General features: G+C 66.9%; 19 protein-coding genes. 8 read left to right on the top strand and 11 right to left on the bottom strand.

Annotated features, from left to right (window positions below; all coding sequences use genetic code 11):
• The first annotated feature begins 56 nt into the window (after positions 1 to 56).
• Positions 57 to 428 carry a hypothetical protein gene (locus ACVOK1_RS13220; protein ID WP_481562328.1) on the top strand — a complete coding sequence of 124 codons (372 nt, stop codon included), beginning with the start codon at positions 57 to 59 and terminating at the stop codon, positions 426 to 428.
• An 85-nt stretch (positions 429 to 513) separates the two neighbouring features.
• On the opposite strand, the gene acnB is transcribed toward ACVOK1_RS13220, so the two are convergent.
• The 8 genes from acnB to ACVOK1_RS13180 all read right to left on the bottom strand — a co-directional run bounded on the left by acnB (position 514) and on the right by ACVOK1_RS13180 (position 9,268).
• Positions 514 to 3,105, bottom strand: coding sequence for a bifunctional aconitate hydratase 2/2-methylisocitrate dehydratase (acnB, locus tag ACVOK1_RS13215; protein ID WP_481562327.1), 2,592 nt, complete (start codon positions 3,103 to 3,105; stop codon positions 514 to 516).
• 41 nt (positions 3,106 to 3,146) lie between these two features.
• Positions 3,147 to 3,545 carry a type II toxin-antitoxin system VapC family toxin gene (locus ACVOK1_RS13210; RefSeq protein WP_049458027.1) on the bottom strand — a complete coding sequence of 133 codons (399 nt, stop codon included), beginning with the start codon at positions 3,543 to 3,545 and terminating at the stop codon, positions 3,147 to 3,149.
• Positions 3,546 to 3,551: 6 nt separating this feature from the next.
• Positions 3,552 to 3,776, bottom strand: coding sequence for an AbrB/MazE/SpoVT family DNA-binding domain-containing protein (locus ACVOK1_RS13205; protein WP_150455705.1), 225 nt, complete (start codon positions 3,774 to 3,776; stop codon positions 3,552 to 3,554).
• A gap of 65 nt (positions 3,777 to 3,841) precedes the next feature.
• Positions 3,842 to 5,266, bottom strand: coding sequence for an OprO/OprP family phosphate-selective porin (locus tag ACVOK1_RS13200; RefSeq protein WP_406231566.1), 1,425 nt, complete (start codon positions 5,264 to 5,266; stop codon positions 3,842 to 3,844).
• 134 nt (positions 5,267 to 5,400) lie between these two features.
• Complete coding sequence (locus tag ACVOK1_RS13195; RefSeq protein WP_200752768.1) at positions 5,401 to 6,177, bottom strand: ABC transporter permease; 777 nt, start codon at positions 6,175 to 6,177, stop codon at positions 5,401 to 5,403.
• On the bottom strand, positions 6,161 to 6,994 hold the full coding sequence (locus ACVOK1_RS13190; protein ID WP_150455708.1) for an ABC transporter ATP-binding protein: 834 nt from the start codon (positions 6,992 to 6,994) through the stop codon (positions 6,161 to 6,163). The genes ACVOK1_RS13195 and ACVOK1_RS13190 overlap by 17 nt, the downstream gene beginning before the upstream one ends.
• A 14-nt stretch (positions 6,995 to 7,008) precedes the next feature.
• Entirely contained in the window at positions 7,009 to 8,070 is a 1,062-nt protein-coding gene (locus ACVOK1_RS13185; RefSeq protein WP_481562326.1) for an ABC transporter substrate-binding protein, read from the bottom strand.
• Between the two features lie 76 nt (positions 8,071 to 8,146).
• Positions 8,147 to 9,268, bottom strand: a complete 1,122-nt coding sequence (locus ACVOK1_RS13180) for a 4-oxalomesaconate tautomerase (RefSeq protein WP_200752766.1) — start codon at positions 9,266 to 9,268, stop codon at positions 8,147 to 8,149.
• Between the two features lie 109 nt (positions 9,269 to 9,377).
• Between ACVOK1_RS13180 and ACVOK1_RS13175 the strand changes: the two genes are divergently transcribed.
• Positions 9,378 to 10,280, top strand: a complete 903-nt coding sequence (locus ACVOK1_RS13175; RefSeq protein ID WP_049455867.1) for a LysR family transcriptional regulator — start codon at positions 9,378 to 9,380, stop codon at positions 10,278 to 10,280.
• Positions 10,281 to 10,311: 31 nt separating this feature from the next.
• Here the strand turns inward: ACVOK1_RS13175 and ACVOK1_RS13170 are convergent, their stop codons facing one another.
• The 3 genes from ACVOK1_RS13170 to ACVOK1_RS13160 are packed head-to-tail and all read right to left on the bottom strand — an operon-like array spanning position 10,312 to position 14,385.
• A complete protein-coding gene (locus ACVOK1_RS13170; RefSeq protein ID WP_481562325.1) occupies positions 10,312 to 12,237 on the bottom strand; it encodes a M48 family metalloprotease in 1,926 nt (641 codons plus the stop codon).
• Positions 12,227 to 12,607, bottom strand: a complete 381-nt coding sequence (locus tag ACVOK1_RS13165; protein ID WP_481562324.1) for a hypothetical protein — start codon at positions 12,605 to 12,607, stop codon at positions 12,227 to 12,229. The genes ACVOK1_RS13170 and ACVOK1_RS13165 overlap by 11 nt, the downstream gene beginning before the upstream one ends.
• Positions 12,604 to 14,385, bottom strand: coding sequence for a DUF4034 domain-containing protein (locus ACVOK1_RS13160; RefSeq protein ID WP_481562323.1), 1,782 nt, complete (start codon positions 14,383 to 14,385; stop codon positions 12,604 to 12,606). Before ACVOK1_RS13160 ends, ACVOK1_RS13165 begins: the two co-directional genes overlap by 4 nt.
• A gap of 272 nt (positions 14,386 to 14,657) precedes the next feature.
• On the opposite strand from ACVOK1_RS13160, the gene acnA reads away from it, so the two are divergent.
• The 6 genes from acnA to betA all read left to right on the top strand — a co-directional run bounded on the left by acnA (position 14,658) and on the right by betA (position 22,612).
• The gene (gene acnA / locus ACVOK1_RS13155; protein ID WP_481562322.1) at positions 14,658 to 17,411 is read left to right on the top strand and encodes an aconitate hydratase AcnA; all 2,754 of its coding nucleotides are present in this window, start codon (positions 14,658 to 14,660) and stop codon (positions 17,409 to 17,411) included.
• A gap of 135 nt (positions 17,412 to 17,546) precedes the next feature.
• Positions 17,547 to 17,921: a type II toxin-antitoxin system Phd/YefM family antitoxin gene (locus ACVOK1_RS13150; RefSeq protein WP_116863625.1), complete on the top strand. Its 375-nt coding sequence runs from the start codon at positions 17,547 to 17,549 to the stop codon at positions 17,919 to 17,921.
• Positions 17,921 to 18,553 (top strand): ATPase, encoded by a 633-nt coding sequence (locus ACVOK1_RS13145; protein ID WP_481562321.1) that lies wholly within the window; start codon positions 17,921 to 17,923, stop codon positions 18,551 to 18,553. Before ACVOK1_RS13150 ends, ACVOK1_RS13145 begins: the two co-directional genes overlap by 1 nt.
• Positions 18,554 to 18,714: 161 nt before the next feature.
• Positions 18,715 to 19,305, top strand: coding sequence for a transcriptional regulator BetI (gene betI, locus ACVOK1_RS13140; protein ID WP_108768759.1), 591 nt, complete (start codon positions 18,715 to 18,717; stop codon positions 19,303 to 19,305).
• Positions 19,306 to 19,345: 40 nt separating this feature from the next.
• On the top strand, positions 19,346 to 20,818 hold the full coding sequence (gene betB, locus ACVOK1_RS13135) for a betaine-aldehyde dehydrogenase (protein ID WP_481562320.1): 1,473 nt from the start codon (positions 19,346 to 19,348) through the stop codon (positions 20,816 to 20,818).
• Between the two features lie 111 nt (positions 20,819 to 20,929).
• Positions 20,930 to 22,612, top strand: coding sequence for a choline dehydrogenase (gene betA / locus ACVOK1_RS13130; RefSeq protein ID WP_481562319.1), 1,683 nt, complete (start codon positions 20,930 to 20,932; stop codon positions 22,610 to 22,612).
• Positions 22,613 to 22,736 lie beyond the last annotated feature (124 nt).

The raw sequence follows: 22,736 nt of genomic DNA, 5'->3' as shown, positions 1-22,736 counted from the left end.
ATCGGCTCGGCTCCACAGTGTGCTTTGATGACAGCACTGCACAAGGAAGGCCGCGCATGATCAGAAGGAACTGGAAGGCCGCGCTGGCGGCCGTATTGTTGTCACTGCCACTGGTACCGGCGAGCGCCAGCGGCGATCTGTTCTACTTCCAGGCCAGCCAGGGGGACGTGTTCTTCATGCTGATGCTGGTCGGCCGTGAGGATCCCGGCTCGGTCAACGTCAGCTGGAAAGGCTCGTCGATTCCGCAGCCTCCAAATGTGCAACGCCGCTACTACATCGAATTCGACCGCGCCCGCCGCCAGGCCTACGTGCGTCCGCTCCGCCATGACGGACTGCCCTGGTTCGAAATGGACGTCTCCGGCAAGCGCGGCAACGTGCTGATCGCCGGCCGTCGGCTGCAAGGCAGCGCAGACTGGACCGTGCAGTAGCGGATGCCGCGCACAAAAAACCCCCGGCTTTCACCGGGGGTTCTGCGTTTCAACGGGATGCCGACCAGCGGCCGGCACTACCGCATCAGGCAGCGACCGTCTTGGCCACGTCCTGGTACTCCTCGATCTGGTCGAAGTTCATGTAGCGGTAGATCTCCGCACCGCTCTGGGCGATCACGCCCACATCGGCCATGTACTCTTCCTTGGTCGGGATGCGGCCCAGACGCGAGCAGATCGCGGCCAGTTCGGCCGAACCCAGGTACACGTTGGTGTTGCGGCCCAGACGGTTCGGGAAGTTGCGGGTCGAGGTCGACATCGCGGTGGAGCCTTCGCGGATCTGCGCCTGGTTGCCCATGCACAGCGAGCAGCCCGGCATTTCCATGCGTGCGCCGGTGGCGCCGAAGGTGCCGTACACGCCTTCCTTGGTCAGCTCCGAGGCATCCATCTTGGTCGGCGGGGCCACCCACAAGCGGGTCGGCAGGTCGCGCTTGCCTTCCAGCAGCTTCGCAGCGGCACGGAAGTGACCGATGTTGGTCATGCACGAACCGATGAACACTTCGTCGATCTTGGCGCCAGCGACTTCAGACAGGGTCTTCACGTCGTCCGGGTCGTTCGGGCAGGCCACGATCGGCTCGTGGATGTCGGCCAGGTCGATCTCGATGACGGCGGCGTACTCGGCGTCGGCATCCGGCTCCAGCAGCTCCGGGTTGGCCAGCCAGGCTTCCATCTTCTCGATACGGCGCTGCAGCGAACGCGGATCCTGGTAACCCTCGGCAATCATCCACTTCAGCAGGGTGATGTTGCTGGTCAGGTACTCGATGATCGGTTCCTTGTTCAGGCGCACCGAGCAACCGGCGGCCGAACGCTCGGCCGAGGCGTCGGACAGTTCGAACGCCTGTTCGACCTTCAGCTCCGGCAGGCCTTCGATTTCCAGGATGCGACCGGAGAAGATGTTCTTCTTGCCGGCCTTGGCCACGGTCAGCAGGCCCGACTTGATGGCGTACAGCGGGATCGCGTTGACCAGGTCACGCAGGGTCACGCCCGGCTGCATCTGGCCCTTGAAGCGCACCAGCACCGATTCCGGCATGTCCAGCGGCATGACGCCGGTGGCAGCAGCGAAGGCGACCAGGCCCGAACCGGCCGGGAACGAAATGCCCACCGGGAAACGGGTGTGCGAGTCACCACCGGTACCGACGGTGTCCGGCAGCAGCATGCGGTTGAGCCAGCTGTGGATCACGCCGTCGCCCGGACGCAGCGAGACGCCGCCACGGGTGGAGATGAACTCCGGCAGGGTGTGGTGGGTCTTGACGTCCACCGGCTTCGGGTACGCAGCGGTGTGGCAGAACGACTGCATCACCAGGTCGGCCGAGAAGCCCAGGCAGGCCAGATCCTTCAGCTCGTCACGGGTCATCGGGCCGGTGGTGTCCTGCGAGCCGACCGAGGTCATCTTCGGTTCGCAGTAGGTGCCCGGGCGCATGCCCTGGCCTTCGGCCAGGCCACAGGCGCGGCCAACCATCTTCTGCGCCAGCGAGAAGCCCTTGCCGTTGTCGGCCGGCTGCACCGGCAGGCGGAACAGGTCGGTCGGGGCCAGGCCCAGCGCTTCACGCGCCTTGCCGGTCAGGCCGCGGCCGATGATCAGCGGAATGCGGCCGCCGGCACGCACTTCGTCGAACAGCACGTCGCTCTTCACTTCGAACTCGGCGATCACTTCGCCGTTCTTCAGTGCCTTGCCGTCGTACGGACGCAGCTCGACCACGTCGCCGTGCTCCATCTGCGAAACGTCCAGCTCGATCGGCAGGGCGCCGGCATCTTCCATGGTGTTGTAGAAGATCGGGGCGATCTTGCCGCCCAGGCAGACGCCACCGGCGCGCTTGTTCGGGATGAACGGAATGTCATCGCCGGTCCACCACAGCACGCTGTTGGTGGCCGACTTGCGCGAGGAACCGGTACCGACCACGTCGCCCACGTAGGCAACCAGGTGGCCCTTGTCCTTCAGCGACAGGATCTGCTGGATCGGACCGCGCTTGCCGTCTTCTTCCGGGGTGAATGCCGCGTCGTCGCGCTTGTTCTTCAGCATCGCCAGGGCGTGCATCGGAATGTCAGGGCGGGTGGTCGCGTCCGGGGCCGGCGACAGGTCGTCGGTGTTGGTTTCGCCCGGCACCTTGAACACGGTGACGGTCAGGCTCTGCGGCACTTCCGGGTTGCTGGTGAACCATTCGGCATCGGCCCAGCTCTGCAGCACGGACTGGGCGTTGGCGTTGCCCGCCTTGGCCTTTTCCTGCACGTCATGGAAGGCATCGAAGACCAGCAGGGTCTTCTTCAGGCCGGCGGCGGCGATGGTGCCGATGGCCGCATCGTCCAGCAGCTGCACCAGCGGGGCGACGTTGTAACCGCCGAGCATGGTGCCCAGCAGTTCGGTGGCGCGCTCGCGGCTGATCAGCGGGTTCTGCTCGCTGCCCAGGGCGATGGCCGCCAGGTACGAGGCTTTGACTTTGGCAGCATCGTCGACGCCGGCCGGCACGCGGTGGGTCAGCAGGGCGAGCAGGAACTCGGCCTCGCCCTGCGGCGGGTTCTTCAGCAGTTCGATGACATCGGCCGTCTGCTGCGCGCTCAGCGGCAGCGGCGGGATGCCAAGCGCAGCGCGCTCGGCGACGTGGTGGCGGTAGGCTTCCAACATGACAACTCCCGGGTAATGCGTAGGTTGAAAAAAAGATGGGCTCAGGCTTGCGGCACGATCAGCTTCAGGCCCTTGAAGTAGTCGCGGTAAAACGTGTCGTTCCAGGTGATCAGGCCATCGCACTGCAGCAGTGCGTGGGCGCCGACCATGAATTCGTCCAGGCTGCGGCGGCTGCCGCTGCGCTGGCGGTGGCGGCGGTGCATCTCGCCGGCGCGCAGGGCCGACTTGGCCTCCAGCGCATTGAAGTGCACGCCCATTTCTTCCAGTGCTTCCAGCACCTCCGCGCCGCCGCGCAGCGAGGCGCAGACTTCGGCCAGGGTCGCGCCGCAGACCACCACGCGGCCGCCGACCAGGCTCTGCCGCAGGATGGCTTCCACCGCATCGGCCTGCGGGCCATTGCTCAGCAGTTCGACCAGGACCGGGGAATCGACGGCGATCATCACGGCTTATTCCTCGTCGCGCACCGAGCGCACGGCCGCTTCGGCCGAATCGAAGCCATCGAGCGCGAACTTGCCGCGCGCCCGTGAAATGGCATCGTCAACACTCTTGCGCAGAATGATCCGGCTGCCGTCCAGCTCGACCTTCAGCTGGGTGCCCTTGGTCAGGCCCAGCGCGTCACGCACTGCCTTGGGCAGGGTGATCTGTCCGCGCTCTGCAACGGTGGCTTCCATGGGTAGGCCCTCTTCGGTATGCACGAATTATACATACCGAAGGGGCCATACCGCCAGCCACGTACTTAGAACGCCACCTGCAGGCGGGTATTGAAGGTCGTGCCTTCGTCCCTGCCCTGCCCGCTGCCGCTGCGGTTGTGGGTCTGCCAGCGGATCGCCTCGAACATCACGCGGCTGTAGTCGTTCAGGTACCAGTTCGTTCCCAGCGTCCAGGCATGGCCGGTGCCGCCGGTGGGCAGCTCGGCGTAGTCCACATCCTCATACCGCGCCTTCAGCTCCCAGGCACCGGCGCCGCCGTCGGTCACCGGGTCGGCCACCTTCACCTTGCCCCAGGTGCCCGCCTTGCCGGAGTAAGCCGGCACCGCGCCCGCCAGGAACCAGCCGGCCGAAACCGCCCAGGCCTGGTGGTCCAGGTCGTAGCGGCCGCTGGCGTCGACCCCGCGCAGGTTGCGTGTGCCCCATTCGCCGGTGGCCCACGCCGGGCCGAAGAACCCCGCCGCTTCCAGGCCATAGGCCGTGCTGCGCTCGGCGCCCACCAGGGTGCCCGGGGCGATCTTCACCAGATCGTTGAAGTGCCCGGCGATGGCCGAGCTGCGCAGCACGCCGCTGGCGCCGGCGGCGATCTCCTCATGGAACGCCCAGGCCCCCAGGTGAACGGTAGCGGCCTTGCTGGCCACCGGGTTCCAGTGCACACGGGTCGCCCAGGTCTGGCTGTCATTGTCGTTGCCGGCGTTGTTCAGGTCGTTGCCCGCCACCGACAGGCTGGCATGCCAGCCCTTGCCATAGACGCGCTCGGTCAGGCCGACGCCGAACAGGCCGCGCTGCGGCAGCATCAGCGTGCCGACCACGTTGCGGTCCGGGAACGGCGTGTTGGAGGTGCTGCTGGAGCCATCGATGCCGCGGTCGTTCAGGCGGTTGCCCACGGTCAGGTCGGCCGGCAAGCCGAACAGGCGGTGGTCGACGGTGGCATAGACCGATTTCCAGGCCACCGCGTTGTCGGCGAAGTCGCCCTCCACTGCCCAGCCGAGGATACCGTAGCGGCCCTCGGCGCCCAGGCGTACCGAGCGGATCTCGGTGCCGGAGATGTTGCGGTCGGCCACCGACGAGCCGTCGGTACTGGAGCCATCAACGAACAGGCGGCCGCGCGGGCGGAAGGCGACCTTGCCATCGGCGCTGCTGAACTCCGGGGCACCCTTGGCCCAGGACACCTTGGGCGCCTTGGACTGGCTCGATTCCAGCGCGGCCACCCGGGTTTCCAGCGCAGGCGCCGGGGCCGCGACCGGCGCCGCGGCGGCCCCCTGCCCGCCTTCGACGGCGCGCAGGCGGGCTTCAAGCTGCTGGATCTGCAGCGCCTGCTGCTGCACCAGCGCCGAAAGCTCGGCCTGGCTCAACGGCGCCGGGGCGGACTGCGCCCCCGCATGGCCGCTGGCCAACAGCAGGCCGAGCGCGACCGACAGCGCTGCGCGGGGCAGCACGGTGTGCTTGTTCATGGGTTCTCTCTCCGGCCAGCCGGCCCCCTGGCCTGGCGCTGGCCTGTTGCGGTGGTGCGGGGGAAGATCGGGGGAGGCAGCGCGCGCCGCCGGATCAGCCCGGCGGCACGGCATGCGGGCTCAGCGCAGCGCGGTCAGCTGGTGGCCTGTGCCTGGGTGTTGGGACGCCAGGTGATCAGCTTGTTCTCGACCACGTCGAGCAGGGCATCGATGACCAGCACGAAGGCGGCCAGGATGATGATGCCGGCAAACACACCCACGGCATTGAAGTTGCCCTCGGCCTGCGCGATCAGGTAGCCCAGGCCTGCCGAGGCGCCCAGGTATTCGCCGATGATGGCGCCGACCACGGCAAAGCCCACCGAGGTACGCAGCGAGGACAGGATCCAGCTGGCGGCAGCGGGGAAGTACACGTGGCGCAGCAGGTCACTGCGGCCCGCACCGAGGATGCGCGCATTGGCCAGCACCACCGGGTTCACTTCGCGCACGCCCTGCATGGCGTTGAAGAACGTGGTGAAGAACACCAGGGTCACCGCCAGGGCCACCTTCGACCACAGGCCCAGGCCCAGCCAGAGCACGAAGATCGGTGCCAGCACCACGCGCGGGATCGCATTGAAGCCCTTGATGAAGGGATCCAGGATGCGCGCCGAGCGGCGGCTCAGGCCGAGCCAGACACCGCCGGCCACGCCCAGGCCGGTACCGATCAGGTAGCCCAGCGCGGTCTCTGTCAGGGTGATGTAGACGTGCTGGTAGAACGAGGTATCGGACAACCAGGTCCAGGCCTGCTGCACGATCGCTGTCGGCGAGGGGAAGAAGAACGGATCGATCACGCCCAGCGCGATGCCGCCTTCCCAGCCACCGAATACGGCGATGACCAGGGCCAGCTGGATGAATTTGTCAGTCTTGGCGTGCATAGCTCTTCTCCACTTCGCCGCGCAGGCAGGCCCAGATGTCGCGGTACAGGTCGGTGAAACGTTCGTCCAGCTTGATTTCGGCGACATTGCGCGGCCGTTCCAGATCCACGTCGAAGCTGCGCACGACGCGGCTGGCCGGACCGGAGGACAGCACCACCACGCGGTCACCCAGGGCGATGGCTTCTTCAAGATCGTGCGTGATCAGGATCACCGAGCGGCGATCCTCCTGCCACAGGCGCAGCAGCTCGTTCTGCATCAGGTGGCGGGTGTGGATGTCCAGCGCCGAGAACGGCTCGTCCATCAGGATCACCTTCGGCTCGACGATCAGCGCCTGCGCCATCTGCACGCGCTTGCGCTGGCCACCGGACAGCTGGTGCGGGTAACGGTGCTCGAAGCCGGTCAGGCCGACCTTGGCCAGCCACGCATTGGCCTTGGCCTTGCGCTCTGCCTCGGGCACGCCACGGAAGCGCAGGCCCAGCTCGACGTTCTGGTAGGCGGTCTTCCACGGCAGCAGTGCGTCCTGCTGGAACAGGTAGCCGACCGACTCCTGCACGCCGCTGACGGTGCGGCCGTCGATGGCCACGTCACCGGACGAAGGCTTCAGCAGCCCCGCCACGGAATTGAGGATGGTGCTCTTGCCGCAGCCGGTGGGGCCGACGATGGCGAGGAACTCGCCGTCGCCCACCTGGATGTCGACATCACGCACGGCGGTGAATTCGCCGAAGGACATGGTCACCTTGTTGATGGCGACCATGGTCTGTGCAGGCTCCAGCTGCGGCGCGCCGTTGAGCTGGCGCACGGTGGCATTGAGGGCCATGGGGTTACCTCCGCTTACGGTTGGGCAGCCGGCGTCGCAGCGTGTGCACGCTCGACGAAGGCATTGGTGTAGGTCTTGGACAGGTCGATGTCAGCGTTGGCGACATCCTTGTTGAACTCGCGCAGCACCTTCAGCGGCGTCTCCAGATCGGCCGCGGTGAAGTGGCCGTCGGTGGTGAAGATCGCGCGGGCGTTCTCCACGGCACGCGCATAGGTGGCGCGGTCGCCGGAGACGTAGCTGTCCGGCAGCGCGGCGACGATGTCCTCGGCACTGTTGTCGGCGATGAACTTCAGGGCCATCTGCTCGGCACGGGCGATCTTCTCGGCCGCTTCCGGGCGCTGCTCCAGGAAGCTGCGGTTGGCATACATCACCGAGGTCGGGTACAGGCCACCGTAGACCTGGCGTGCGCCCTCGTCACTGCGTGCATCGATGATGATCTTGCCAACCTTGCGCTCGGTGATCAGGGTGGCGGCCGGGTCGTAGTTCACCAGCAGGTCGATCTTGCCCTGCTCCAGTGCAGCCACCGCTGCCGCTCCCGAACCGACGCCGATCAGCGAGATGCTGTCCACCGGAATGTCATGCTGAGCCAGGAAGTGGCGGACGAAGAAGTCGGACGAGGAGCCCGGCGCGGTGATGCCGACCTTCTGGCCCTTGATCGTGTCCGGGCGGGCCGGGTCGAAGGTCACGTCATCGCGGCCGGCCATCACCAGGCCTGAATTGCGCGACAGCAGCACGAAGCCCACCACGTCCTTGCGCTTGGCCTGCATCTGGATGGTGTGGTCATAGAAGCCTACGGCCACGTCGGTGGAGTTGGCCACCAGCGCCTGCAGCACCTTCGAACCGCCCTGGGCGAAGTTCTCGGTCTTCACCTCCAGGCCGACGTCCTTGAAGTAGCCCTTGGAATCGGCAATGAAGAACGGCAGGTTGTTGAGGTTGTAGGACCCCACGCTGATCCGCACCGGCGTGGTGTCGCCGCTGCCGGCGGCCGCGCCCTGCGCATCGGCCCCATTCTTGCTGCACCCGGCCATGGCCAGGCCAGCCGCGCACAGCGCGGCCATGAACATCTGCTTGTACATCATCCCTCCCAGGAGTGAAGCATCTACGTTGTGGTGGCCGGCCACGCGCGACTGCGCGGGCCCGACCGGTTTCAGGTCATGCCGCTGAAGTCCATTGGCGGGCTTGGGTGGAACAGGTCTCAGTGGTTGCGGGCGAGGTCGCGAACACGCGGCCTTCGAACAGGCGGCGGGCGGTACGGACCACGCTGGCAACCACCGGCGCATCGTCCGAGCTTCGGCTCAGGCCCACGTCCAGGGCCCCGCTCGGATGTTCGAGGGTAATGCTGCCGGGCAGGCCCAGGCATCCGACGAAAGTGTTGGCCAGCGTGCCCGGGGTGACGGCCGCCGTCGCCAAGCCAACCCCGCCGGTGATCGCCAGCGCGGTGTGGCATTGATGGGGCATGAAATAGCGCACCTGCAGGTGGCCGCCGTGCTGCGGTGCAGAAAGCAGCACCGGCTTGGGGATCACCTTGTTGCCGGCATCGGCGATACCCATGCGGGCGCCGGCTTCGATGCGCAGGGCTTCAAGACGGGCGAGGAAGCCCGCATCCGCATTCAGTTCGGCCGGCGAGGCATCGCCGCGCACGCCCATGTCCTCGGCGCGCACCAGCATCATCGGCATCGCACAGTCGACCAGGCTCACCGCCACGCCGTCGATGGTTTCCTGCGCATGCCCGCTGGGCAGCAGCTTGCCGGTACGGGCGCCGGCCGCATCCAGGAAGGAGAGCCGCACCGGCGAGGCCGAGCCCGGCGCACCAGCGATCCGCGTATCACCGCGGTAGACCACCTCACCGCCCGGCGTTTCCACCGTGGCCACGATCAGCTTGCCGGTATTGACGTTGAAGATGCGTACCCGGGTCTGCGGGTCCTGTGCCTGCACCAGCCCGCGCTCGATGGCGTAGGGGCCGACGGCGGCCAGCATGTTGCCGCAGTTCGGCGAGGTGTCGACCACCTTCTGCTCCACCCGCACCTGGGCGAACAGATAGTCCACGTCCGCGTCGGCGCGGCTGGACCGGTCGATGATCGCCACCTTGCTGGTCAGTGCGTTGCCCCCGCCGATGCCATCGATCTGCAGCGGGTGGCCCGAGCCCATGACTTCCAGCAGCAGGCGGTCGCGCTGGGCGCTGTCCGCCGGCAGATCGGATGCCAGGAAGAAGGGGCCTTTGGAGGTACCGCCGCGCATGAGGACGCAGGGAATGCTGAGCAGATCGTTGGACATACGTGTGCTAGATTGATGCGTATAGGGGATGAATACCCCCTCTGTGATTCGATACTGGCATGACCCCGATTGATCTGTGAATTGCTGATTTTTGGATGATTGATACCCCATGAGCATCAATTGCGAGATTCTGGACCTTCGCGCCTTCCTCCTCGTTGCCGAGACCCGCAGCTTCCACCGCGCCGCTGAAAGCCTGCACGTGTCGCAGCCGGCACTCAGCCGCCGCATCCAGAAGCTGGAACAGGCCGTCGGCTCACCTCTGCTGGAGCGCACCACGCGCAGCGTCAGCACCACCGCCGTCGGCGAGAACCTGCTGCCACTGGTGCGGCGCATGCTGGAGGAATTCGACGGCTCGCTGTTCTCATTGCGCGGCCGCGAGGACACCCGTGGCGCCACGGTGACCATCGCCTGCCTGCCGACGGCCGCGTTCTACTTCCTGCCCAGCGTGATGGCACGCTTCCACGAAGCGCATCCCAATGTGCGCTTCCGCATCCTGGACATTCCGGCCACCGAGGGCCTGCAGGCGGTGGAACGTGGCGAAGTGGAATTCGGCATCAACTTCATGGGTGCCAACGACCCCAACCTGGACTTCGACGTGCTGGCCGAGGACCCCTTCGTGCTCGCCTGCCGCCGCGACCATCCGCTGGCCCGCAAACGCAAGGTCGAATGGGCCGACCTGGCCCAGCACCAGCTGATCACCGTGCACCGCACCAGCGGCAACCGCACCCTGCTCGATGGCGCACTGGCGCGCGAGAACCTGAAACTGAGCTGGCACTACGAAGTCACCCACCTGTCCACGTCACTGGGCATGGTCGAAGCGGGCATCGGCGTGTCGGTGCTGCCGAAGATGGCCACCCCCGATGGCGACCACCCGATCCTGGTGACCCGCCCGATCGGCAATCCGGTGGTGTCGCGCACCATCGGCATCGTGCGCCGCCGCGGCGCCCTGCTCTCACCCACCGCCGAGCGCTTCCTGCAGATGCTGATGAGCCAGTGGCGCGGCAAACCGTGACATCGCCGCGGGGAAGGAGGTGTGCCCCTGATCAGATCATCTGGGCAAAAGCCTTGCCTCGCGCGACGCGACCCGCAAGCCGGCTGTCAGGCATTTCCACGGTGCCCACCCACGCAAGCCCGTCAGGAAGCCGCACCGCCTCAAGAAGGTGCGTGCAACGCACCCTCTGGTGGCTGTCGCGGATACGCAGCCGGTCCAGCAGCGTTTCCTGAAGGCCTGCATCGGGCACAACCACGACCACCAGCCGATGGCGATCGCTCCGCCACCGCGATCGTTGCCGCAACAGGCTCACCGACCTCGCTGTCGCCTGCACGCGCTGTAATGCAGACCTGAAGTCTTCAAGCACATGACCGGGCATCTCAAACGGCTCGAAGATACTGCCGGCGCCAAGGCTGTCCCATTCAACGCTCTCGGTATGGTCTGCAAGCGCGTCGGCGGCCACGGCACGGCGCAGCCCTGCCAGCCTGGACCCTTCTGCGTTTTCCCCATGCAGAAGACGCAGTTGCCAGCGAAGGCAATGACGATCCATGTCAATGGACTGGCCCGCACTCTGGTCGGGCAACGCGATCGCCGCGGCACGGTCTCCGCGGTCAATGGCCCGCTCAATCAGCATTGCCCGCGCAAGCGCGAGATCCTGATCGCCGGGAGCCAACGCATCGTTCAGGACCTGCCACCACTCCGCATCCGCCAGCTCCCGCTGCAGCCAGCCCAGCCGCTCCAGCGCACGCGCAGGCAGCACCTGGGTACTCCGGCGACAGAGCAGATGGTCGCGCTCCCGACGCAGCCGCTCGCAGCGCGCCACATGCTCTGACCAGGCGCCAGCAGCATCGGCAGGCCACCGACAGTCAAGCGCATCAGCCAACCTGCGGGACGTCTGCATGGGCACCAGCACTGACAGCGCCGAGCATCCCTCGCCGATCGGTTCCAGCAGCGGCATGTCCGTGCCTCCCAGCATGCCAAGCCGGTCGCTCAATCTCGGGTGTGTCGGCAACGGCGCGACACCGCACAACAAGGCTTCGTCGAGCCAATAACTCCGCTCACTGGCGTCTGGCCAGCGCAGGTCCCCCAGCAGCAAGCCTGCAAAAGGCCTGCCTTCCGGCCCGGCAGACGTGGCATCAACGGGGAAGAACAACGGCCACCAAAGCGTTGACAGCGTATGCTTTGCCAACCCGATCATGGCCAGCGTCTGCGCGACCCGTGCACCGCCGCAGCACTGCGCAGCGGCAAGGTCGGCACGATACTCGCAGCTGTGCGAGAGACGACGCCAGCATCTCCCGGTCACCGGGCCACACAGTCGCCCGACCCACGCCACCACACGCCACGTTGATCGTGCGTAGCGCGTATCGGCGTTCTGCGGCACGTTGCCCGATGTCAGTGCCAGCAGTCTGGCCAGCAGCGAATGCAGGACAGTACGTGTTCCCTCGACATGCCCCAGCTCGTGCGCAATGACCGCTCGCAGCTGCTCGGGAGAGAGCATCACCAGCAACGGAAAACCAAGCGTCACCCGGAGCACGGGCATGGTCCCCGGCCACCAGCGACGTTCGATGCTTATGGACGCATTGCACTCGTCGTGAATCCAGACCTGATCGATGGGTGGCAGCCGCCGCGTTGCTGCCACCGAATCCATCATCGCAAACAGCGCAGGGGCCTCGGCTCTCCGCATGACCGGCCATGGTTCCACATCGGTCGCTGTCGTCCGATACCCAGCCAGCATGCCGGCAACGGCACACAGATGCAGCAGCGCAAGCGCGGCCATGGCAGCCAGCATGACGTGCGACCATGCCTGACCGGCCTTCCCGACCCAGGCCAGTGCCAGCACAGCCGTCAACGGCAGTGCCGCGATCACTGCCAGTGGCAGCGCCAGCAGAGCCACGCCCGCCGTGCCTGCCAGCACCCCACCCGCAGCCTCACGAATCCCGCGGACCGACCAGGCGGATGCTGGCGCGTCAGCCTGCATCGGGATTCGGCGGTGCCTCACCGAACGTCAGCGCATAGGCCTCGGGATCGGTCTGACGGCGGTCCCGTTCAACTGCGCGGCGCCAGCGAAGGCCGCCCAGCCAGTCTCCCTGCATCTGAAGTCGGCCCTGCAGGTCTGCAATATCCGGATCGTCCGGCTCACGCTCGCAGGCGCGGTCCAACCAGATACTCGCCAGCCAGCGGTTAGCCGCAACGCCAATGCCCGAAAGGAAGGCATCAGCGAAGAACCTGGACGCCCATGCCTCCAGATCTGCATCATCCTGCAGCCAGATACGAACCAGGACAGTATGAACCGCCTCATGCTGCTCTTCCGGGGTTCCTTCCCAGAGCATCCGCACCAGCGTCTTCATTGCGTAAGGCCATGCCGCTTCGTGCGGCCCGGGGTTCCTTCCCAGAGCATCCGCACCAGCGTCTTCATTGCGTAAGGCGATGCCGCTTCGTGCGGCAGCGCAACGTCGTTGACACGCCGATAGCAGCGCAACGCGTCGGCGCGCGCTTCGGGACAACCATCGCTATAGAAAGTCTTTGCGCGCTTTAGCCCCCAGTTGCACAGGGCAACCGGGTGATCGGCCGCCGCTGCGGCCTCGAGCAGCGCGGCGCTTCGGGCTGCGTCCGGAACCACGCGCCCGCGCTTGGTCGGGGGTGCGTCTGGCGATAGCTCGCCGGAGTACACAAGCATGGCGCCCGCGTGACCCCGCGCGATGAGGCGCTCGAACAACGCGATTCCAGCGTCCGAATCGATACCGCTATACAGATTGAACGCGTGCTGGCCCACATCCGTACCTTGAGACTCGGCCATCCGCAACGCCATGTCGAAGCGATCTTCCCTGCAGCCAGCTTCCGAAGGCGCGTCGCCAGAAAGGCCGAAGGCATGGCACTGGCGGGCGACGTCCAGCCACAGCAGCGCGCACGCATCGTTCTGCAGAAGTTCCTCAAGCTGCAGGCAGCGACGCATCAGATCGGCGCTGTCCTCTATCCCGGCATGCGCAACGCATTGCTCCAGCGTATAGAAGCTCCACTCGGCGAACGCGTACGGCCTCAGTTCGAACATCTCAGCCAGCATCCCATATGCACGTTGCATGTCGGCCTTGTTCCATCGGACGTCGCCGTCCACCTCGGTCCGTGCCTGATAGGAAAGATGGCGGGTATAGGCTCTCAACACGCGGGCACGTGTCACGGGCAGGAGCTCCAAGGCCAGGAGGCCATCGAGGCATTCCCGTACCTGCGCGATGTCGTCCGGATCTTCGCTGTCATCGATCATCTCGATCCAGTCGTTCTCCTTCATCTCGCGCAGATGATTGCGCTGTGCCTCGGTGAGCCCCCTGCAGATCGGCCCGTCGATGAAACCCTGCATCTGCTCGTGGCTTCCTCCCCAGCGTGGATACAGGTAGTACAGATAGACAGTCAGCAGAACCAGATCGTCAGGACTGACCGCCAGTGCCTGACGTAGCCAGTAGGTTTTGCCGTCCGCGAATTCGTGCGGCAGTCGCGGTGCCAGGCAGGCCGGCAGGCTGGGGATCTGCTGCAGCGCCCCACCAAGGGATGCCACATGTGCCATTCCTGCCTGCCAGGTCAGCTCATCATGGCCATCGGCGTCCAGGTAGTCGTCCGGCGCTTTGCCGGCCCGCTGATCCAGCAGCCACTGCGGCTCACCGAGGTAGCAGGTGACCCTGAACAGTCGATGCCATGCCTCTCGCCCGCGCGGATCACAGTTAAGCGCCTTCAAGAAACAGGCGACGGCGTGATCCCTGGCCAGGCCGGCACCGATCCACTGACTGCGGCCGACCTGGTTTGCACACCGTGCTGAACGGATGCGTGCGGCAACCTCGTGCCAGGCGGCGCCCAGCGCCAGCCACGGGCGGTAGCTCTGCGGACACTGGTCAACCCATTCGCGTAACAGCTCCATCAACCGGGCCTGCTCAAGCCACGGCGCGATCAGCTGCTCCAACAGCCACTGCGCCGAGCCCAGCCCGGTGCGTAGCCCCTCGACGTCGTCACGACTGGCGAACAGCGCATCCAGGCCCTCCCCCTGGCCGGACAGGAGCAGCGCCCGGGCGGCAGTACGGACGCGAACGGCATCAACCACTTCCTGGCGTTCGTGGGGGGCGATCGGACGTTCATGGGGCATCGGCTGGGCCTCGCAGGGATCAACCGTCCACTCTGCTCAGCCTGGCTGGCCGCTTCCATGCACAAAGTTGCAAAGTGGGCAGCCCCCCCGCCAAACCGTGACATCGGCACTACATACAGCCATGTAACCTTGCGTCCTGCGCCAAGGGCGTTTCGGCCCCTCCCCGCTCGGCCATACTGGCGGGGATCCGGCGGCCGGAACGCCACCGGCAAACGCAAGCAGGCCCGCCACGGTGGGCCAGTGCAAGCCATCCGCAAGAGGAGTCATCCCGCATGAGCGATTCGTTCTCCACCCGCAGCCAGCTGGACGTCGGCGGCAAGATCTACGACTACTTCAGCCTTCCCACGCTCGGCAAGCGCTTCGACATCTCCCACCTGCCCTACTCGATGAAGATCCTGCTGGAGAACCTGCTCCGGCACGAGGACGGCGGCGCCACCGTCGGCCCCGACCACATCGAAGCGGTGGCTCGCTGGCAGCCCAGCGCCGAGCCGGATACCGAAATCGCCTTCATGCCCGCGCGCGTGGTCCTGCAGGACTTCACCGGCGTGCCCTGCGTGGTCGACCTGGCCGCCATGCGCGATGCGGTGGTCAAGCTGGGCGGCAAGCCCGAGCAGATCAACCCGCAGATCCCCTCCGAACTGGTCATCGACCACTCGGTGCAGGTCGATGTATTCGGCAAGCCCGACGCGCTGGACCTCAACGGCAAGATCGAATTCCAGCGCAACCAGGAACGCTACGGCTTCCTGCGCTGGGGCCAGAAGGCCTTCGACAACTTCAAGGTGGTGCCGCCCAACACCGGCATCGTCCACCAGGTGAACCTGGAAAACCTGGCCCGCGTGGTGATGACCGCCGACAAGGACGGTCGCGCCGTGGCCTACCCCGATACCGTGTTCGGCACCGACAGCCACACCACCATGATCAACGGCATCGGCGTGCTGGGCTGGGGCGTGGGCGGCATCGAGGCCGAGGCGGCCATGCTCGGCCAGCCCTCCTCCATGCTGATTCCGCAGGTGGTCGGCTTCAAGCTGACCGGCAAGCTGCCCGAGGGCGCCACCGCCACCGACCTGGTGCTGACCGTCACCCAGATGCTGCGCAAGCTGGGCGTGGTCGGCAAGTTCGTGGAATTCTTCGGCGAAGGCCTGCAGCACCTGCCGCTGGCCGACCGCGCCACGATCGGCAACATGGCCCCCGAATACGGCGCCACCTGCGGCATCTTCCCGATCGACGCCGAATCGCTGAACTACCTGCGCCTGTCCGGCCGCAGCGAAGAGCAGATCCAGCTGGTCGAGGCCTATGCCAAGGCGCAGGGCCTCTGGCACGACGCCAACAGCCCGCACGCCCAGTACAGCAGCACGCTGGAACTGGACATGGGCACCGTCAAGCCCTCGCTGGCCGGCCCCAAGCGCCCGCAGGACCGCGTGCTGCTGGAAGACGTGCAGCAGAACTACCGCGACGCCCTGGCCGGCCTCACCGCCAACCGTGACAAGCGCAGCGCCGATGTCTCCACCTTCGTCAACGAAGGCGGCGGTGCGGCGGTCGGCAACGAGCAGCTGGCCAAGGGCTACGCCGACATCGAGACCGAGGGCCGCAAGGTGCGCCTGAAAGATGGCGCGGTGGTCATCGCCGCCATCACCTCCTGCACCAACACCTCCAACCCGGCGGTGATGATCGGCGCCGGCCTGCTGGCCCGCAACGCCGCGGCCAAGGGCCTGAACCGCCAGCCGTGGGTGAAGACCTCGCTCGGCCCAGGCTCGCGCGTGGTCACCGATTACCTGGAAAAGGCCGGCGTCCTGAAGGAGCTGGAGAAGATCGGCTTCTACGTGGTCGGCTACGGCTGCACCACCTGCATCGGCAACTCCGGCCCGCTGCCGGCCGAAGTCAGCGCCGGTATCGCCACGGGCGATCTGGTGGTCACCTCGGTGCTGTCGGGCAACCGCAACTTCGAGGGCCGCGTACACCCCGAAGTGAAGATGAACTACCTGGCCAGCCCGCCGCTGGTGGTGGCCTATGCCATCGCCGGCACCACCGACATCGACCTGACCACGCAGCCGCTGGGCACCGGCAGCGATGGCCAGCCGGTGTTCCTGCGCGACATCTGGCCGAGCAACAAGGAAATCGGCGACGTCATCGCTGCGACCATCGGCCCGGAGATGTTCAAGCAGAACTACGCCGACGTGTTCAAGGGCGATACCCGCTGGAACACCATCGCCTCGCCGGACGGCAACCTGTACGAGTGGAGCGATGCCTCCACCTACATCAAGAACCCGCCGTACTTCGACGGCATGACCATGCAGACCGGCAGCATCGACGACGTGCACGGCGCACGCGTGATGGGCCTGTTCGGCGATTCGATCACCACCGACCACATCTCCCCGGCCGGCAACATCAAGAAGGATTCGCCGGCGGGCCGCTTCCTGCAGGAACGCGGCGTGCAGCCGGCCGACTTCAACAGCTACGGCAGCCGCCGCGGCAACGATGACGTCATGGTCCGCGGCACCTTCGCCAACATCCGCATCAAGAACCTGATGTTCGGTGGCGAGGAAGGCGGCAACACCCTGTACTACCCGGCCAACGGTGGCCAGCCGGAAAAGCTGGCGATCTACGACGCGGCCATGAAGTACAAGGCCGACAACGTGCCGCTGGTGGTGCTGGCCGGCAAGGAATACGGCACCGGCTCGTCGCGCGACTGGGCCGCCAAGGGCACCCTGCTGCTGGGCGTGAAGGCGGTCGTGGCCGAGAGCTTCGAGCGCATCCACCGCTCCAACCTGGTCGGCATGGGCGTGCTGCCGCTGCAGTTCCGCAACGGTGAGAACGCGCAGTCGCTGGGCCTGGACGGCTCGGAGACGATCGACATCACCGGCCTGGAAGACGGCGCCAGCAAGCGCGCCACGGTCACCGCAACCAAGGCCGATGGCACGAAGAAGACCTTCGAGGTGTCGGTGATGCTGCTGACCCCGAAGGAAGTCGAGTACTTCCGCCACGGCGGCCTGCTGCAGTACGTGCTGCGCCAGCTGGCAAGCAAATAACGCGAACCTGAAACGGCCGGATCGACATCGATCCGGCCGTTTCCATAACCCGCCCAATTTTCATATTTTTCCCGATTCATGCAATTCGCACGAAACAGGCGTAAGGTGGGCCCATACCCCCGCTGGAGCTTCGCCATGCTTCACCTCCCCGTCCGCTTCGACCCGATCAACGAGCTGACCCACACCACCGCCTCGTCGGTGAAGGAGCACTGGCGCAAGGTCATGCAGGAGGTCCGCGACCAGCGCATGGTGGTGGTCACCAACCACAACGAGCCGCAGGCGGTCATCGTCTCCATCGAGCAGTACCGCGCCCTGCAGGCCCGGGTGGAGGCACTGGAATCCTCGCTGGAGGAACTGCGCGGGCAGGCCCCGGGCCTGGCCGAACTGCGTGCCGGCTTCGACCAGCGCCTGGCCGTGCTGCAGCAGGCCCAGGCCGGTGACACCGCGCGCGCCCTGCTGCGCCGCCCGGCCCGCCTGAAGGGTCAGGTCAAGGCCGGCACGGGGCACTGATGGCACGACCGTTCCTGTACGTCCTTGCCGGCGTCAACGGCGCCGGCAAGAGTTCGGTGGGCGGCCACGTACTGCGCGAGGCCGGGCTGGACTGGTTCAACCCGGACACCTTCGCCCGCGGGCTGCGCGAGCTGTCGGGCCTGTCGCAGGCCGAAGCCAATGGCCAGGCCTGGCAGGAAGGCGTCAACCGCATCCGCGATGCCCTCGACCAGGGCCGCAACCACGCGTTCGAGACCACGCTGGGGGGCAATTCCATCGCCGCCCTGCTGCATGAAGCCAGCCACAGCCACGACGTGCTGATGTGGTTCTGCGGTCTGTCCAGCCCCGAGCAGCACATCGCCCGCGTGCAGGCGCGGGTGCGCAGCGGTGGCCATCCGATCAACGAAGCCGACATCCGCCGGCGCTGGCCGCTGGCCCAGCAGAATCTGGTGCGCCTGATGCCGGTGCTGGCCCAGCTGCAGGTCTACGACAACAGCGCCGACGCCGCCCCCGGCGAGGCCGTGCCCGATCCGCAGCTGCTGCTGCAGATGGAGGATGGGCAGGTGCTGTACCCCGAGCCCGACAGCCTCGCCCAGCTGGCGGCCACGCCCGCCTGGGCCACCCCGCTGCTGGAAGCCGCCCTCCGCCTGTAATCCAAGGGCCGGATCCCGGGGTCGGATCCCTTTCCAAAGGAAAGGGCTCTGACCCCACTCCCCCCATCCATACACCATCTTCACTTTTTGTTGATTGAACGTTCAATCAACAAACGCGATACTGTCCACCTCGGGCCAACGCCCATGCCCCAGGTGAGACCGTGCCGAAGAAAGGCATCGAACCGATCCGCCGCGAGCAGCTGATCCAGGCCACCTTCCAGGTGATCCACGATATCGGCCTGGCCGACGCCACCGTGGCCACCATCGCCCGCCAGGCCGGCCTGTCCACCGGCATCGTCGCCCACTACTTCGGCGACAAGGCCGGCCTGCTCAACGCCGCGATGCGGCAGATCCTCAACGAACTGAAAGACGCCTTCGCCCAGTATCGCGCCAAGGCCGATGCAGACCCGCGGGCCCAGCTGCGCGCGCTGGTCGATGGCAACTTCGACCAGACCCAGACCAGCGGCCCGGCCATGCGCGTCTGGCTGACCTTCTGGGCGGCGAGCATGCACCAGCCGGAACTGGCCCGCCTGCAGCGCATCAACGACCAGCGGCTGTATTCCAACCTTGCCCATCAGTTCCACCGCGCGCTGCCGGCCGAACGCGCCCGCGACGCCGCCCGTGGCCTGGCCGCGATGATCGACGGCCTGTGGCTGCGCGGCAGCCTGGTCGGTGGCCCGTTCGACACCGCCGCCGCCCGCGCGCTGGCCTACGCCTACATCGACTTCCAGCTGCAGCCCGAGGGCGTATAAGCAGCCTCAAGCCCTTCCCCTTTGTTTCCAGGAGTGCCCCATGACCGCCCTGCCCGTCCAGCAGCTCTACATCCACGGCCGACGCGTCGATGCCACCAGCGGCAAGACCTTCCAGTCCATCAACCCGGCCAATGGCCAGGTCCTGGCCGAGGTGCAGATCGCCAGCCAGGCCGACGTCGAGCGCGCGGTGCGCAGCGCGGCCGAAGGCCAGAAGGTCTGGGCGGCGATGACCGCGATGGAGCGCTCGCGCATCCTGCGCCGCGCGGTCGATCTGCTGCGCGAACGCAATGATGCGCTGGCCCAGCTGGAAACCCTGGACACCGGCAAGGCGCTGGCCGAAACCACCACGGTGGACATCGTCACCGGCGCCGACGTGCTGGAGTATTACGCCGGCCTGGCCACCGCCATCGAGGGCATCCAGCTGCCGCTGCGTGAGTCGAGCTTCTTCTACACCCGCCGCGAACCGCTGGGCGTGGTCGCCGGCATCGGTGCCTGGAACTACCCGATCCAGATCGCGCTGTGGAAGTCGGCGCCCGCGCTGGCCGCCGGCAACGCCATGGTGTTCAAGCCCTCCGAAGTGACCCCGCTGACCGCGCTGAAGCTGGCCGAGATCTACAGCGAAGCCGGCGTGCCGGACGGCGTGTTCAACGTCGTGCAGGGTCCGGGCGGCGAGATCGGCAACTGGCTCACCGAACACCCGGTGATCGAGAAGATCTCCTTCACCGGCGGCGTGGCCACCGGCAAGAAGGTGATGGCCGCTGCCGCGTCGTCGTCCCTGAAGGAAGTGACCATGGAGCTGGGCGGCAAGTCGCCGCTGGTCATCTGCGATGACGCCGATCTGGACCGCGCCGCCGACATCGCGGTGATGGCCAACTTCTTCAGCTCCGGCCAGGTCTGCACCAACGGCACCCGCGTGTTCGTGCCGCGCAGCATGCTGGCCGCGTTCGAGGCCGCCGTGGTCGCGCGGGTCAAGCGCATCCGCATCGGCGATCCGCAGGCCGCCGACACCAACTTCGGGCCGATGGTCAGCTTCCCGCACATGCAGAACGTGCTGCGCTACATCGACAGTGGCAGGGCCGAAGGCGCACGCCTGCTGACCGGCGGTGGCCGTCCGGAGGAAGGCGCGCTGGCCGAGGGCGCCTACGTGCTGCCCACCGTGTTCTCCGACTGCCGCGATGACATGACCATCGTCCGCGAGGAGATCTTCGGGCCGGTCATGAGCATCCTCGCCTACGACGACGAGGACGAAGCCGTGCGCCGCGCCAACGACACCACCTTCGGCCTGGCCGCCGGCGTGGTCAGCCGTGACATCAGCCGCGCCCACCGCATCATCCACCGCCTCGAAGCCGGCATCTGCTGGATCAACACCTGGGGCGAATCCCCCGCGGAAATGCCGGTCGGCGGCTACAAGCAATCCGGCGTCGGCCGCGAGAACGGCCTGTCCACGCTGGGCCATTACACCCGCATCAAGTCGGTGCAGGTCGAACTGGGCGACTACGCCAGCGTGTTCTGATCAGCGTGCTCTGATCAGCGCGCCCTGAGCCAGCCGCCCGGCGCGAACGCCGGATCGACATTCCGCCGGGAGAGCTGCGCAACGCGCGTCCCGGCCCGCAGGAGAACAACCATGAGCACCCCCAACGAGTACGACTACATCATCATCGGCGCCGGTTCGGCCGGAAACGTGCTGGCCACCCGCCTCACCGAGGATGCCGATGTCAGCGTGCTGCTGCTGGAAGCCGGTGGCCCGGACTACCGCCTCGACTTCCGCACCCAGATGCCGGCTGCTCTGGCCTACCCGCTGCAGGGCAAGCGCTACAACTGGGCGTACAAGACCGACCCGGAGCCCTTCATGAACAACCGCCGCATGGATTGCGGGCGCGGCAAGGGCCTGGGCGGCTCGTCGCTGATCAACGGCATGTGCTACATCCGCGGCAACGCCATGGACTACGACCACTGGGCCAGCATGCCGGGCCTGGAAGACTGGACCTACCTGGACTGCCTGCCCTACTTCCGCAAGGCCGAAACCCGCGACATCGGCGCCAACGACTACCACGGCGGCGACGGCCCGCTGCGGGTGACCACGCCCAAGGCCGGCAACAACGAACTGTTCGCCGCGATGGTCGAAGCCGGCGTGCAGGCCGGCTACCCGCGCACCGATGACCTCAACGGCTACCAGCAGGAAGGCTTCGGCCCGATGGACCGCACGGTCACGCCGACGGGTCGCCGCTCCAGCACCGCCCGCGGCTACCTGGACCTGGCCAGGCCGCGCCCGAACCTGACCATCGTCACCCACGCCCTCACCGACCGCATCCTGTTCTCGGGCAAGCGCGCGCTGGGCGTGCAGTGGCTGCACAACGACCAGCCGCAGCGCGCCACCGCCCGCCGCGAAGTGCTGCTGTGTGGCGGCGCCATCGCCTCGCCGCAGATCCTGCAGCGCTCCGGCGTCGGCCCGGCCGATCTGCTGCGCAGCCTGGACATCGACCTGGTGCACCACCTGCCCGGCGTCGGCGCCAACCTGCAGGATCACCTGGAGATGTACCTGCAGTACGAATGCAGGAAGCCGGTGTCGCTGGCCCCGGCACTGAAGCTGCACAACCAGCCGGCCATCGGTGCCGAATGGCTGTTCCTGGGCACCGGCATCGGCGCCAGCAACCAGTTCGAGGCCGGCGGCTTCATCCGCAGCGACGAGGCCTTCGACTGGCCGAACCTGCAGTACCACTTCCTGCCGGTGGCCATCAATTACAACGGCTCCAACCCGATCAAGGCGCACAGCTTCCAGATGCATGTCGGCTCGATGCGCTCGCCCAGCCGCGGCCGCGTCCAGGTCGTGTCCAAGGATCCGCGCGTGCACCCCAGCATCCTGTTCAACTACATGTCCCACGAGCAGGACTGGCGCGAGTTCCGCGCGGCCATCCGCATCACCCGCGAGATCTTCGCGCAGCCGGCGCTGGCACCGTACAGCGGCCGCGAGATCTCGCCCGGCCGCGAGCTGCAGACCGATGCGCAGATCGATGGCTTCGTGCGCGAGCACGCCGAGACCGCCTACCACCCCTCGTGCACCAACAAGATGGGCCACGCCGATGACCCGATGGCGGTGGTCGATGGCCAGGGCCGCGTACACGGGCTGGACGGCCTGCGCATCGTCGATGCCTCGATCATGCCGCAGGTGGTCACCGGCAACCTCAACGCGCCGACCATCATGATTGCCGAGAAGCTGGCCGACGTGATCCGTGGCCGCACCCCGCTGGCCCGCAGCACCGCGCCCTACTACAAGGCCAACGGTGCCCCGGCGCGCAGCCGCGGCTGACGTATACGGCCCTCAATCCGTCGGGTAGTGCCGGGGGGGGCGGGGCGCGCGCCCCCCGGGGGGCGGCCCGCGGGCGCCCGGACCGCCCGCGCCGCCCGGCCGGGGGAGTGGGGCGGCCGGTTGT

Source organism: Stenotrophomonas sp. STEN087 (assembly GCF_056759115.1).
This window is presented reverse-complemented; position numbering and strand designations above follow the sequence as displayed.

What these genes read in the sequence shown, in the direction of transcription:
- ACVOK1_RS13220 (WP_481562328.1), top strand. Translation starts at nt 57, where the DNA reads ATGATCAGAAGGAACTGGAAGGCCGCGCTGGCGGCCGTATTGTTGTCA.
- ACVOK1_RS13175 (WP_049455867.1), top strand. Translation starts at nt 9,378, where the DNA reads ATGAGCATCAATTGCGAGATTCTGGACCTTCGCGCCTTCCTCCTCGTT.
- ACVOK1_RS13180 (WP_200752766.1), bottom strand. Translation starts at nt 9,268, where the DNA reads ATGTCCAACGATCTGCTCAGCATTCCCTGCGTCCTCATGCGCGGCGGT.
- betB (WP_481562320.1), top strand. Translation starts at nt 19,346, where the DNA reads ATGACCGCCCTGCCCGTCCAGCAGCTCTACATCCACGGCCGACGCGTC.
- acnA (WP_481562322.1), top strand. Translation starts at nt 14,658, where the DNA reads ATGAGCGATTCGTTCTCCACCCGCAGCCAGCTGGACGTCGGCGGCAAG.
- ACVOK1_RS13145 (WP_481562321.1), top strand. Translation starts at nt 17,921, where the DNA reads ATGGCACGACCGTTCCTGTACGTCCTTGCCGGCGTCAACGGCGCCGGC.
- ACVOK1_RS13200 (WP_406231566.1), bottom strand. Translation starts at nt 5,266, where the DNA reads ATGAACAAGCACACCGTGCTGCCCCGCGCAGCGCTGTCGGTCGCGCTC.
- acnB (WP_481562327.1), bottom strand. Translation starts at nt 3,105, where the DNA reads ATGTTGGAAGCCTACCGCCACCACGTCGCCGAGCGCGCTGCGCTTGGC.
- betA (WP_481562319.1), top strand. Translation starts at nt 20,930, where the DNA reads ATGAGCACCCCCAACGAGTACGACTACATCATCATCGGCGCCGGTTCG.
- ACVOK1_RS13170 (WP_481562325.1), bottom strand. Translation starts at nt 12,237, where the DNA reads ATGCAGGCTGACGCGCCAGCATCCGCCTGGTCGGTCCGCGGGATTCGT.
- ACVOK1_RS13205 (WP_150455705.1), bottom strand. Translation starts at nt 3,776, where the DNA reads ATGGAAGCCACCGTTGCAGAGCGCGGACAGATCACCCTGCCCAAGGCA.
- ACVOK1_RS13195 (WP_200752768.1), bottom strand. Translation starts at nt 6,177, where the DNA reads ATGCACGCCAAGACTGACAAATTCATCCAGCTGGCCCTGGTCATCGCC.
- ACVOK1_RS13160 (WP_481562323.1), bottom strand. Translation starts at nt 14,385, where the DNA reads ATGCCCCATGAACGTCCGATCGCCCCCCACGAACGCCAGGAAGTGGTT.
- ACVOK1_RS13150 (WP_116863625.1), top strand. Translation starts at nt 17,547, where the DNA reads ATGCTTCACCTCCCCGTCCGCTTCGACCCGATCAACGAGCTGACCCAC.
- ACVOK1_RS13190 (WP_150455708.1), bottom strand. Translation starts at nt 6,994, where the DNA reads ATGGCCCTCAATGCCACCGTGCGCCAGCTCAACGGCGCGCCGCAGCTG.
- ACVOK1_RS13165 (WP_481562324.1), bottom strand. Translation starts at nt 12,607, where the DNA reads ATGAAGACGCTGGTGCGGATGCTCTGGGAAGGAACCCCGGAAGAGCAG.
- ACVOK1_RS13185 (WP_481562326.1), bottom strand. Translation starts at nt 8,070, where the DNA reads ATGTACAAGCAGATGTTCATGGCCGCGCTGTGCGCGGCTGGCCTGGCC.
- ACVOK1_RS13210 (WP_049458027.1), bottom strand. Translation starts at nt 3,545, where the DNA reads ATGATCGCCGTCGATTCCCCGGTCCTGGTCGAACTGCTGAGCAATGGC.